Origin of the sequence: Blautia sp. MSK.20.85 (genome assembly GCF_013317245.1) — a bacterium.
Classification (GTDB): Bacteria; Bacillota; Clostridia; order Lachnospirales; family Lachnospiraceae; genus Blautia_A.
On the sequence record NZ_JAAIUN010000049.1, the window covers coordinates 1 to 11,586 of the forward strand.

At 46.5% G+C, this 11,586-nt stretch carries 12 protein-coding genes and 2 tRNA genes; 12 read left to right on the plus strand and 2 right to left on the minus strand.

Annotated elements, in window-relative coordinates; genetic code table 11:
• Nucleotides 1-282: 282 nt before the first annotated feature.
• Nucleotides 283-1,230 (plus strand): HPr(Ser) kinase/phosphatase, encoded by a 948-nt coding sequence (gene hprK, locus G5B12_RS16330; RefSeq protein ID WP_021651515.1) that lies wholly within the window; start codon nt 283-285, stop codon nt 1,228-1,230.
• Nucleotides 1,231-1,243: 13 nt separating this feature from the next.
• The gene (locus G5B12_RS16335; RefSeq protein ID WP_118070765.1) at nt 1,244-2,179 is read left to right on the plus strand and encodes an ROK family glucokinase; all 936 of its coding nucleotides are present in this window, start codon (nt 1,244-1,246) and stop codon (nt 2,177-2,179) included.
• A gap of 70 nt (nt 2,180-2,249) precedes the next feature.
• Here G5B12_RS16335 and G5B12_RS16340 read toward each other — a convergent pair whose 3' ends face one another.
• Nucleotides 2,250-4,943, minus strand: a complete 2,694-nt coding sequence (locus tag G5B12_RS16340; protein ID WP_174088865.1) for a transglycosylase domain-containing protein — start codon at nt 4,941-4,943, stop codon at nt 2,250-2,252.
• A gap of 43 nt (nt 4,944-4,986) precedes the next feature.
• On the opposite strand from G5B12_RS16340, the gene G5B12_RS16345 reads away from it, so the two are divergent.
• Nucleotides 4,987-5,205 (plus strand): hypothetical protein, encoded by a 219-nt coding sequence (locus G5B12_RS16345; RefSeq protein WP_173763211.1) that lies wholly within the window; start codon nt 4,987-4,989, stop codon nt 5,203-5,205.
• Nucleotides 5,189-5,845 (plus strand): YigZ family protein, encoded by a 657-nt coding sequence (locus G5B12_RS16350; protein WP_021976169.1) that lies wholly within the window; start codon nt 5,189-5,191, stop codon nt 5,843-5,845. Before G5B12_RS16345 ends, G5B12_RS16350 begins: the two co-directional genes overlap by 17 nt.
• Before the next feature lie 196 nt (nt 5,846-6,041).
• On the opposite strand, the gene G5B12_RS16355 is transcribed toward G5B12_RS16350, so the two are convergent.
• The gene (locus G5B12_RS16355) at nt 6,042-6,560 is read right to left on the minus strand and encodes a peptidylprolyl isomerase (protein WP_021976170.1); all 519 of its coding nucleotides are present in this window, start codon (nt 6,558-6,560) and stop codon (nt 6,042-6,044) included.
• A gap of 93 nt (nt 6,561-6,653) precedes the next feature.
• Here G5B12_RS16355 and tsaE point away from each other — a divergent pair, with 93 nt between their 5' ends.
• The 8 genes from tsaE (at nt 6,654) to G5B12_RS16395 (ending at nt 11,429) form a co-directional block, all read left to right on the plus strand.
• Entirely contained in the window at nt 6,654-7,094 is a 441-nt protein-coding gene (gene tsaE / locus G5B12_RS16360) for a tRNA (adenosine(37)-N6)-threonylcarbamoyltransferase complex ATPase subunit type 1 TsaE (RefSeq protein ID WP_021976171.1), read from the plus strand.
• The gene (gene tsaB, locus G5B12_RS16365) at nt 7,091-7,816 is read left to right on the plus strand and encodes a tRNA (adenosine(37)-N6)-threonylcarbamoyltransferase complex dimerization subunit type 1 TsaB (protein WP_021976172.1); all 726 of its coding nucleotides are present in this window, start codon (nt 7,091-7,093) and stop codon (nt 7,814-7,816) included. The genes tsaE and tsaB overlap by 4 nt, the downstream gene beginning before the upstream one ends.
• Complete coding sequence (gene rimI / locus G5B12_RS16370) at nt 7,813-8,250, plus strand: ribosomal protein S18-alanine N-acetyltransferase (RefSeq protein WP_021976173.1); 438 nt, start codon at nt 7,813-7,815, stop codon at nt 8,248-8,250. Before tsaB ends, rimI begins: the two co-directional genes overlap by 4 nt.
• A gap of 35 nt (nt 8,251-8,285) precedes the next feature.
• Entirely contained in the window at nt 8,286-9,197 is a 912-nt protein-coding gene (locus G5B12_RS16375; protein WP_021976174.1) for a ribonuclease Z, read from the plus strand.
• 5 nt (nt 9,198-9,202) lie between these two features.
• Nucleotides 9,203-10,222 (plus strand): tRNA (adenosine(37)-N6)-threonylcarbamoyltransferase complex transferase subunit TsaD, encoded by a 1,020-nt coding sequence (gene tsaD / locus G5B12_RS16380; RefSeq protein WP_021976175.1) that lies wholly within the window; start codon nt 9,203-9,205, stop codon nt 10,220-10,222.
• Between the two features lie 21 nt (nt 10,223-10,243).
• Nucleotides 10,244-10,948, plus strand: a complete 705-nt coding sequence (gene ispD, locus G5B12_RS16385) for a 2-C-methyl-D-erythritol 4-phosphate cytidylyltransferase (protein WP_021976176.1) — start codon at nt 10,244-10,246, stop codon at nt 10,946-10,948.
• Between the two features lie 166 nt (nt 10,949-11,114).
• Nucleotides 11,115-11,200 (plus strand) — tRNA-Ser (locus tag G5B12_RS16390).
• A gap of 140 nt (nt 11,201-11,340) precedes the next feature.
• Nucleotides 11,341-11,429, plus strand: a tRNA-Ser gene (locus G5B12_RS16395).
• Nucleotides 11,430-11,586 lie beyond the last annotated feature (157 nt).

The window sequence follows — 11,586 nt, forward strand, 5'->3', positions numbered from 1 at the left end:
TGTCAATGAGAAAGAAAAGGTTCGTAGTAAGTTTGCGTCCAATTAAGTATTTAGAAGAGCTTTTAGAAGCTTAAAAAGTAGAAAAAAATAGAATTTGCAGTTGCTAACCATTCATGCGTTTGTCGTGCATAAATCCTGATGCTGCATTGCAGTTTCAACCGTGATTGTGTATAATTAAGGATAAGATGTCTCACGCTCTGGTACAGCGGATATCAAGTAACCGCCATGTACTGATAAAACGGCGGTGAGAATGCAAACTTTCAGCGAAAAGGAGAAAAAAGTATGAAGGGTGTACAGTTGACAAAGATGGTACAGGAACTGGAGCTTAACAATCTGACTCCGGAAATCGACCTGTCAGGCATCGTGATCAAGACTGCGGAGATCAACAGACCTGCGCTTCAGCTTACCGGATATCTGGAGCATTTTGCGAATGAGCGTGTACAGATCATTGGATATGTAGAGTATACGTATCTGATGCAGCTCAATGAAGAAGAGAGACGTTTTAAATATGAGCGTTTTATCTCCAGCAAGATTCCATGTGTTATTTTCAGTACCATGACCCGTCCGTCTCAGGACATGATCGATCTGGCTGTTAAATATAATGTTCCGACATTCGTGACAGAAAGAACAACTTCCAGCTTCATGGCAGAGATCATCCGCTGGCTTGGTGTACAGCTTGCACCGTGTATTTCCATTCATGGTGTACTGGTGGATGTTTATGGCGAGGGAATTCTGATCACAGGTGAGAGCGGTATCGGTAAGAGCGAGGCTGCTCTGGAGCTGATCAAGCGAGGCCATCGTCTTGTCAGTGATGATGTTGTCGAGATCCGTAAGGTCAGTGATGTGACACTGGTAGGTTCTGCACCGGATATCACACGTCATTTTATCGAACTTCGAGGCATCGGTATCATCGATGTAAAAACACTGTTCGGTGTCGAGAGTGTTAAGGATACCCAGTCGATCGATCTTGTTATCAAGCTTGAGGAGTGGGACAGAGATAAGGAATACGACCGTCTGGGACTTCATGAGGAATATACAGAGTATCTTGGAAACAAGGTTGTATGCCATTCTCTTCCGATCCGTCCGGGACGTAACCTGGCGATCATCGTTGAGGCTGCCGCTGTCAACCACAGACAGAAGAAGATGGGATACAATGCGGCAGAGGCACTGTACAAGCGTGTTCAGGCGAACCTTGCAAAGAAGAGAGAGAATCCAGACGACGAAGAGTAAGAGAGGATAGGAAATGGGAACATATTGTTTTGGAATTGATGTAGGTGGAACAACTGTAAAATGCGGACTTTTCCGCACAGACGGAACTCTTGTTGAGAAATGGGAGATTCCGACCCGCAAGGAGAATAACGGAGATCAGATCCTTCCGGATGTGGCAGCAGCCGTAAATGCCAAGATCGAAGAGAAAGGCATTTCCAAAGACGACGTAGAAGGTGTTGGAATCGGCGTTCCTGGACCGGTAAACTCCAAAGGTGAGGTAGATCGGGCGGTAAACCTTTACTGGGGTTACAAGAATGTTGCAGGAGAAATGGAGGAACTGACAGGACTTCATGCAAAAGCTGGCAATGATGCCAATGTGGCTGCTCTTGGCGAAGCGTGGAAAGGTGCGGCAGCAGGTTCCTCCGATGTGATCATGGTTACACTGGGAACGGGTGTTGGCGGTGGAATCATTGTTGATGGTAAGATCGTAACAGGCCATCACGGCGCTGGCGGAGAGATCGGACATGCCAATGTGGATCATCACGAGACAGAATCCTGCAACTGTGGAAACAGGGGCTGTCTGGAGCAGTTTGCCTCCGCAACCGGAATTGTACGTATGGCAAAAAAAGAGCTTGCGGCTTCCGAAGAGAAAAGTGTGCTCAGAGATATGGAGAATATTTCCGCAAAAGCAGTTCTGGATGCATTCAAGGAGAATGATCCGGTAGCAGTTGCAACCATGGAAAAAGTTGGAGAGCAGCTTGGCGGTGCCCTTGCGATCATTTCCTGTGTGACAGATCCGGAAACCATCGTTATCGGCGGTGGCGTTTCCAAAGCGGGCCAGCCGCTTGTTGACTGTATTCAGAAATATTACAGAAAGTATGCATTTGCATCCTGTAAAGATACACAGATCGTGATCGCAACCTTGGGAAATGATGCCGGAATTTACGGCGCAGCCAAGATGGTGCTCTGATCAGAAAAATAAGATAAAAAAAGTGGATTCCCATATTCGGGAGTCCACTTTTTTACGTTATAATGATTGATCAATAGTATTCTACAGGATCGCCATCGCTGCCAGTATCATCTCCGGTGTCTCCACCGTCATCATCGCCGGTGTTATCGCCGCTGCCGTCATCACCGCCTGTGTTGTCACCACCGGAATTATCACCGGTGTTATCGGTGTTGTCACCACCGGAATTATCACCGGTATTATCGGTATTGTCGCCACCGGAATTATCACCGGTATTATCGGTACTGTCACCGCCGGCAGTACTGTCAGTTCCGTCCGGTGCAGCAGTCGGAATAGCGGCAGCGGCGGAATCTGTGTCTGCATCAGTGTCTTCACTGTAACTGTAATCATTTTCACTGTAATCACTGCTTCCGTAGAAGTGCTTGTCACAGTATTCTGTTGGAAGACTGGAAATATCAAAATATTCTGTTATGGTCGGACAACCGGCACGAGGGAGAAGTCCTGTCTCTGAGCAGACGCTGGCTTTTTCCACACTGGAAGGCATATCGAAATCTTTGTCATCCAGGCCTTCATGGATACGGTTCATAACTTTTTTCCAGAGATTCTTGTGGAAATTACGGGCATCCTCAGGGATTTTCTCGTTGTTGTCATAACCGGACCATACAGCACATGTGTAGTATGGTGTGTAACCAACGAACCAGAGGTCATTATAATCTTCGGTAGTACCTGTTTTTCCTGCAACAGTCATATTATCAAGCTGGCAGGCAGTACCGGTACCCTTCTTTACAACATCCTCCATAGCGCTGGTAAGCAGGTAAGCGGTGCTGTCTTTGATCACAGATCTGGAAACAGAAGTGTTTTCGATCAGGACATTTCCGTCATGGTCAAGGATCTGTGTATAGTAAATTGGTTTAATATAATTTCCGCCATTGGCGATCGTTGCATATGCGGCACAGAGTTCAACATTTTTGACACCATTGGTAATTCCGCCAAGTGCTGTTGCCAGATTGGCATCACTCCATATATTTCCGTTGGCATCTTTATCTGCCTCAGTTCCATGTGCCAGAGTTGTAAATCCGAAATCATCCAGATATTTAAGACCAAGAGCAGGAGTAACCTGTTCCAGGCATTTGACTGCAACAACATTGATGGAATTCTGGATTGCCTTACGGATCGTGGTCTCGCCGCCATAGCTTCGTGTGGCATTGTTAACCGGAGAGCCGTCCGGATATTCATATGGTTCATCCATAAATGTGGTAGCCAGTGTATCACCTTTTTCGTTCAGAGCCGGAGCATAGGTGGATACAATCTTAAAGGTAGAACCAGGCTGTCTGGTTGTATCTGTGGCACGGTTCAGTGTCAGGCTGGCTGTTTTTTCACCACGGCCACCGATCAGGGCTTTTACATAACCGGTATGCTGATCGATGACAGACATGGAAGACTGCGGTTGTGGTGCAAAGTTTACGCGCTCGGAAACCACGGTACTTCCGTCAGCCAGGATGCTGGCCTTGTACTGATCAACATACTGCTGGCCTTCTTCCGGAGAATCGAAGAGAAGATCGAATTCCGGATCCTGATCACGGAAATAGAGCTGCAGCATTTCCTTGCTGTAATTTTTCTGGTTTCCGTCTGCATCCTGAACGGTCAGTGCGTAGTCCAGCTCATACTGTACATCAGCCGGATAATTATCCGGATCCGCGTACTCTTCATCCAGGATCTTCTGAATACTGGAATCCAGGGTTGTCATGATCTTCAGACCGCCACTGTAGAGAAGATTGGTTGCCTGAGTTTTGGTGTAACCTTTGATATTCATAAGGTCGCTGATGACCTGATTGGTAACCTCGTCTTCAAAGTATGTGTAAACGGTGCTTTCTTCTTCTGTATTTTCCATCTGTGCAGCCTGAATACGGGTATAAACATCATCGTTCAGTGCTTCGTTATATTCATCCTGTGAGATATAGTTCTGATCTAGCATGTGATCCAGAACTTCCTTACGTCTCTTGGAATTTGCTTTCGGGTTGGTGATCGGATTGAATTTGGTAGGATTCTGAGTGATACCTGCAAGGGTTGCACATTCAGAAAGATTCAGATCCCATACATCTTTATTGAAATATTTCTTGGAAGCTGCCTGTACGCCGTAGGAACCTGCACCAAGGTTGATGGTATTCAGGTAATTTTCGAGAATTACAGATTTATCGTATTTCTTTTCAACCTGTACAGCCAGGTACTGCTCCTGAAACTTACGTGTGAAACGTTCCAGCTGTGTGGACTCGTTGGTCCAGTCTGTGAAAACATTATTCTTCAGAAGCTGCTGTGTGATGGTACTGGCACCCTCGGAAAAATTACCGGTGGTGATCGCCTTCATTCCGGCACGTGCGATACCCCGGACATCAATACCGTTATGTTCATAAAAACGTTCATCCTCAATGGCTACCACTGCATGCTGCAGACTGACCGGGATCTGGTCCAGAGAGACCGGAAGACGGTTGGATGTAGGTGCTGAAAGCTGTCGGATCTGTGTTCCCTGGTCATCATACAGGAAGGTTGCATATCCGAGAGGTGAAATATCCACATCGTTGACATCAGGTGCACCGGCGATCACGCCCCGGAAGGAGCCGATACCAAGGCAGATAACCATGACGCAGACCGCAATCAGAGCTGTAAATAAAACCCGGATAAACGAAACATGTGCTCTTTTTTCCAGCATGGAAGTACGGGAGATCAGAGCGTTCCGCTTCTTGGAAGTGGATCTTTTTCCGTAGTTCATGTTATTCCTCCTTTATAATCCGTTTCATTATAGCAAATATAGAATGTTAAATAAACCCTTAAAAAAAATTTCACAATTCATGATATCTTATACATTGTGCAATGGAGATAATTATTATACAATAAAGAAAACTCTGCAGAAAACAGAGAGAACATCAGATGAGGAAATTCCCGCGGACAAGATAGCAGAAGCGGAATCTGATGTGGCAATATCTGGAAATGTGATAGACAACGGAGGCGTAAACCATGCTGGAACATTATAAAACCATATACGAAGGCGGCGAAGGCGAACTTGTGGAAAAGAAATCCCGTTTTATCGCAACGGTCCGTCCTGTGGAAACCGAAGAAGAGGCCCTTGCTTTTATTGAAGAAATGAAAAAGAAATACTGGGATGCCCGTCATAACTGCTATGTATATTCCGTAGGGATGAACCGGGAGGCCACACGCTGCAGTGATGACGGAGAACCATCCGGAACAGCAGGAAGACCCATGCTGGATGTGCTTCTGGGCGCCGGGATCTATAATGCAGCCATCGTGGTGACCAGATATTTTGGTGGTGTTCTTCTTGGAACCGGAGGACTTGTACGTGCCTACTCAGGAGCTGTCCAGGCCGGACTTGCAGCAAGTACCGTGATCGAGAAACATCATGGGATATCGCTTCAGGTGACGACCGATTATACAGGAATCGGTAAGATCCAGTATATTGCGGGAGAAAGAAGCCTGCCAATCCTGGATTCCGAATATACCGACAAGGTTGTCCTGAAGCTTATTGTGCCGGATGACCAGATCGAAGAGGTGAAAAAAGCCATCACAGAGGGAACCAACGGAAGAGCCGGACTTGAGAAAGATGCAGAGCTGTATTTTGCAAAAGTAAACGGAGAAGTGAAAACCTTCGAAAAATAAAGGAAAAAGAGTGTCGAAAAAAGCGGAATGCCTGTTTTAGGGCGTAAACAGTGTCGGAATAAACAGAGCAGCCCAGGACAGGTTTCTGGCAAAAAAATACCCCGGGAAACGGCAGATGTTTTCGTTACAGTCTGTCTTTCACGGGGCTTTTTCATGCTTTTTTAAATAATTCCTTTATTTCAGAAAATTTTGCTTATCAGCATTTCTCCGGTTCCGGATAATCCACACCAAAGGTATCAACAGTCATGGATTTGATCTTCTGCTCGTCAAGAGGACGGTCGCTGTAATCTGTGTCTGTCTCTGCGATAGCATTTACAACATCCATGCCCTCGATGATCTGACCGAATGCAGCGTAGCTTCCGTCAAGATGTGGAGCTGCCTTGTGCATGATAAAGAACTGGCTTCCGGCAGAGTCCGGATGCATGGCTCTTGCCATGGAGAGAACACCTGGTGTATGCTTCAGGTCATTTTTGAAACGGTTCTGGGAGAACTCGCCTTTGATGCTGTATCCCGGACCGCCCATACCGGTTCCGTCCGGGCATCCGCCCTGGATCATGAAACCGTTGATAACACGGTGGAAGATCAGGCCGTCATAAAAGCCTTTTTTTACAAGGCTGATGAAGTTATTTACTGTGTTCGGGGCAACTTCCGGATATAATTCCGCTTTCATTACATCGCCATTATCCATTGTGATGGTAACGATAGGATTTGCCATAGTTTTCGCACTCCTTTTTAAAAAGTATTGTATTTCGCTGTTCGCTCTATTATAATATGCAAAGAATAATTGTGCAAGAAAAAGGTGGAAAATATGATCATAGAAACGCATGATCCGGAGGAGACATTCGAGGTCGGAAGAAAGATCGGAATGAATGCGAAACCGGGACAGATCTATACACTGACAGGCGACCTGGGAGTTGGAAAAACCGTATTTACACAGGGCGTGGCAGCAGGTCTTGGAATCACAGAACCTGTAAACAGCCCCACATTTACCATTATCCAGGAATATGAGGACGGGCGTCTGCCATTTTATCATTTTGATGTATATCGTATCGGAGATCTGGAAGAAATGGAGGAGATCGGATACGATGATTATTTTTTCGGACAGGGAATCTGCCTCATCGAATGGGCAGAACTCATTGAGGAGATCCTCCCGGAAAAAAGGATTGAAGTTACCATTGAGAAAGACCTTGAGAAGGGTTTTGAGTACAGAAAGATCACCATTGAGGAGAGAGGGGAAGAGGCAGAATGAGAGTTTTGGCACTGGACAGTTCCGGGATCGTGGCATCGGTAGCCGTTGTGGAGGATGATACACTGGTAGCGGAATATACGGTTAATTATAAAAAAACACATTCACAGACCCTTCTTCCCATGCTGGATGAGATCGTGAAGATGACAGAGCTGGATCTTAAGACCATTGACGCCATTGCGGTAGCCAAAGGCCCGGGATCTTTTACCGGACTTCGTATCGGCTCTGCCACAGCCAAGGGACTGGGACTTGCTCTTGACAAACCACTGGTAGGGATTCCCACCGTGGAAGCACTGGCATACAATCTCTATGATGTAAATGGGCTGATCTGCCCGATCATGGATGCCAGAAGAAAACAGGTTTATACGGGAATCTACCGTTATGAAGACCACAGACTTGTGACTGTAAAAGATCAGATGGCAGTGGGAATCGAGGAACTTCTTTCCATGCTGAATGAGATGGGAGAAACCGTGACATTCCTGGGAGATGGGGTTCCGGTATTTAAAGATATTATTGCAGATAAGCTTGAGGTACCATTTTCTTTTGCACCGTCTCATCTTTCCAGACAGAGAGCCGGAGCGGTAGGTGCACTTGGCATCCTTTATTATAAAGAGGGCAGAACAGAGACTGCAGCTGAGCACAAACCGGACTATCTCCGTGTATCACAGGCAGAGCGGGAGCGTGCCCAGAGGCTGAAAAAAGAATCAGAAGGGGAAAAAGCATGATCTTAAGAGAGATGCTGGTGGATGACCTGGATCAGGTCATGGAGATCGAAGAGGAACTTTTTTCTGTTCCCTGGACAAAAGAAGGATTTCTGACATTTCTTATGAAAGAGAATGCAATGTTTCTTGTTGTGGAAGAAAAAGGCCGGATCCTTGGGTATTGCGGCCTTCTTACTGTGCTGGACGAGGGGGATGTGACCAATGTTGCTGTCCGCAGAGACCGCCAGAGAGAGGGAATTGGAAATTTCCTTATGGAAAGCATGATCCGTCTGGCAGAAGAAAGGGGGATCACCATGATCCATCTGGAAGTCCGCGCGGGAAATGAGACGGCGATTCGGCTTTATGAGCGGCAGGGCTTTGTGAGAGACGGACTGCGTAAGGCGTACTATACAGATCCCACAGAAGATGCTGTCCTTATGACACGCACTGCATCTTAAGAAACTTTGCCACAGAACAGGAAAAGAGGAAAAATATGTTAGATGTTTGTTTACTTGGCTGCGGAGGAATGATGCCGCTGCCACGCAGATGGCTTACCGCGCTGATGACCCGCTATAATGGCAGCAGCCTGATGATCGACTGCGGGGAAGGTACCCAGGTGGCCATTAAAGAAAAGGGCTGGAGCTTCAAGCCTATAGACGTGATCTGTTTTACCCACTATCACGGGGATCATATCAGCGGACTTCCGGGACTTCTTCTGACCATGGGAAATGCGGACCGCACAGAACCCCTGACACTGGTAGGACCAAGAGGCCTGGAACGTGTGGTAAACGCGCTGCGTGTGATCGCTCCGGAACTGCCTTTTGAAATTAAATTTATCGAGATCACGAAACCGGAGGAGGTTCTGGAACTGAATGGTTACCGGATCACTGCATTCCGGGTAAACCATAATGTTACATGCTACGGGTATACCCTGGAGATCCTGCGTCAGGGGAAATTTTCTCCCGACAGTGCCAGAGAGCATGAGATTCCGCTGAAATTCTGGAATCCCCTGCAGAAAGGCCAGACCGTGGAAGATGAAGGACGGATCTACACACCGGATATGGTACTTGGTCCGCCGAGAAAAGGGATCAAGCTTACCTACACCACAGATACCAGACCAACAGAGTCCATTTTGCGCAATGCAAAAGACTCCGATCTTTTTATCTGCGAGGGAATGTACGGTGAAGATGACAAGATCGAAAAGGCAAAAGGCTACAAGCATATGACGTTTCGTGAAGCGGCTACCCTTGCCCGGGATGCGGGAGTAGGGGAAATGTGGCTGACCCATTACAGCCCGTCTCTGGTACGTCCGGACGATTACATGGATACAGTCCGTGAGATCTTTCCGAAGGCATGGCCGGGAAAAGACGGTAAAAGTGTGGAACTGAATTTTGAAGAGGACTGAAAAAAATGAAAGATACATTAATTCTTGGTATTGAGAGCTCCTGTGATGAAACGGCAGCCTCCGTTGTAAAAAACGGAAGGACTGTCTTATCAAACGTGATCTCATCACAGATCGAGATCCATAAACTGTACGGAGGCGTTGTACCGGAAATCGCCTCCAGAAACCATATCGAAAGAATCAATCAGGTCATTCAGGAAGCGCTGGACGAGGCAAATGTCACCCTGGATGATATTGATGCTATCGGTGTAACTTACGGGCCGGGGCTTGTGGGCGCGCTTCTTGTAGGCGTGGCAGAAGCCAAGGCCATTGCCTATGCAAGAAATCTGCCCCTGGTAGGTGTGCATCATATAGAAGGACATGTTTCCGCCAATTATATTGAGCATCCGGATCTGGAACCGCCATTTCTCTGTGCCATTGTATCCGGTGGACACACCCATCTTGTCATTGTGAAGGATTACGGTCAGTTTGAGATTCTGGGACGTACCAGAGACGATGCGGCGGGAGAAGCTTTTGATAAAGTTGCCCGTGCTATTGGCCTTGGATATCCGGGAGGACCGAAGATCGACAAGCTTGCAAAAGAGGGAAATCCGGATGCCATTGAGTTTCCACGTGCAAAAATCGGCGAAAATCCATATGATTTCAGCTTCAGCGGCGTGAAATCTGCAGTTCTTAATTACTTAAACGGTGCAAAAATGAAAGGCGAGGAAGTAAACCGTGCGGATATCGCGGCATCCTTCCAGAAAGCGGTTGTTGATGTGTTGGTAGAACATACCATGCAGGCGGCAGCTGATTTTGGCATGAAAAAAATTGCTATTGCAGGAGGTGTTGCCTCCAATGGAGCACTTCGCGCTGCCATGGAAAAGGCATGCACAGACCGTGGATACAAATTTTACCGCCCGTCACCGATCTTCTGCACAGATAATGCGGCAATGATCGGAGTGGCTGCTTATTATGAGTATATCAAGGGAACACGCCATAGCTGGGACCTGAATGCAGTTCCGAACCTGAAACTTGGCGAACGATAAAAGAATCCGGGGTAATTGATCATGGGAGAGTGCAGAAATACAGCCATTGTCCTGGCTGCAGGGCAGGGAAAGCGTATGCACAGCAAAATACAGAAGCAGTTTATGGAGCTTAACGGAATGCCGGTGCTCTGTTATTCTCTGCGCTGTTTTCAGGAAAGTCCGCTGATCCGGGATATCATTCTGGTGACAGGGGAGGAGCATGTTTCCTGGTGCAGAGAAGAAATCGTGGAAAAATACGGTTTTACAAAAGTTTCTGCCGTAGTATCCGGTGGAAAAGAGCGGTATGATTCCGTTTATGAAGGACTTCGTGCGTGCAAAGACACGGAATACGTACTGATCCATGACGGTGCCAGACCGTTTATTGATAATGGAATCATCGAAAGAGGACTTATGGCAGCAGCACAGACAGGTGCCAGTGTTGTTGGCATGCCCTCCAAAGACACGGTTAAGATTGCAGATGCGGAGGGAAATGTCAGTGAAACTCCGGATCGCAGCAGTGTATGGATCGTTCAGACTCCACAGATCTTTCGGTATCCGCTGATCTACGACGCATATACCAGCATCCTTAAGAAAGAAATGACCGGGATTACAGATGATGCCATGGTAGCAGAACATGAGACCGGGGTGAAAATCCGCTTTTCGGAAGGTTCCTATCGTAATATCAAGATTACAACACCGGAAGATCTTGTCATTGCAGAGGCATTTTTGAGAGAAAACAGAGAATAGAACAGAGGAAAAATCCCTGTAAATATGGGCATATAGCGGAAATTGAAGCTATATGTCCAATTTTTTGAAAAAAATATCAAATTTGTTATTGACAGGTAAGATATTTGATGATAGAATACAACATGCGCTGACAAAACAGCACAAAAAATGTTGAAAAACAACATATGGAGAGATATCGAAGTGGTCATAACGAGGCGGTCTTGAAAACCGTTTGTCCGCAAGGGCGCGTGGGTTCGAATCCCACTCTCTCCGCTAGTCAAATACATAATAAAAAAACTTTTGAAAAAAGTTAAAAAAGTACTTGACAACATAAAAGATACGAGATATAATATCACCTGTCGCTGAGAGCGATAGAGATAAATATCAGAACTACTTAGTAAGTAGGGCAATTTGGAGAAGTACCCAAGCTGGCCGAAGGGGCTCCCCTGGAAAGGGAGTAGGTCGTTAACGCGGCGCGAGGGTTCAAATCCCTCCTTCTCCGCTTTGATTTTTTGAGAAGTTGAAAACTTCGAAAAAAATTAAAAAAGTTCTTGACAAACAGTTTTGGATGAGATAAAATGAACAAGCTGTTCAAAAGAACAACAAACCTTGATAACTAAACAGTGAAACACATACGATTCTCGAAAATTTCTTTACAT

Bases quoted from the DNA above. Each gene is read 5' to 3' on its own strand.
- G5B12_RS16345 (WP_173763211.1), top strand. From the start codon at position 4,987: ATGTTAAATAAACCCTTAAAAAAAATTTCACAATTCATGATATCTTAT.
- rimI (WP_021976173.1), top strand. From the start codon at position 7,813: ATGATCTTAAGAGAGATGCTGGTGGATGACCTGGATCAGGTCATGGAG.
- G5B12_RS16375 (WP_021976174.1), top strand. From the start codon at position 8,286: ATGTTAGATGTTTGTTTACTTGGCTGCGGAGGAATGATGCCGCTGCCA.
- G5B12_RS16335 (WP_118070765.1), top strand. From the start codon at position 1,244: ATGGGAACATATTGTTTTGGAATTGATGTAGGTGGAACAACTGTAAAA.
- tsaD (WP_021976175.1), top strand. From the start codon at position 9,203: ATGAAAGATACATTAATTCTTGGTATTGAGAGCTCCTGTGATGAAACG.
- G5B12_RS16350 (WP_021976169.1), top strand. From the start codon at position 5,189: ATGCTGGAACATTATAAAACCATATACGAAGGCGGCGAAGGCGAACTT.
- tsaB (WP_021976172.1), top strand. From the start codon at position 7,091: ATGAGAGTTTTGGCACTGGACAGTTCCGGGATCGTGGCATCGGTAGCC.
- G5B12_RS16355 (WP_021976170.1), bottom strand. From the start codon at position 6,560: ATGGCAAATCCTATCGTTACCATCACAATGGATAATGGCGATGTAATG.
- ispD (WP_021976176.1), top strand. From the start codon at position 10,244: ATGGGAGAGTGCAGAAATACAGCCATTGTCCTGGCTGCAGGGCAGGGA.
- hprK (WP_021651515.1), top strand. From the start codon at position 283: ATGAAGGGTGTACAGTTGACAAAGATGGTACAGGAACTGGAGCTTAAC.
- G5B12_RS16340 (WP_174088865.1), bottom strand. From the start codon at position 4,943: ATGAACTACGGAAAAAGATCCACTTCCAAGAAGCGGAACGCTCTGATC.
- tsaE (WP_021976171.1), top strand. From the start codon at position 6,654: ATGATCATAGAAACGCATGATCCGGAGGAGACATTCGAGGTCGGAAGA.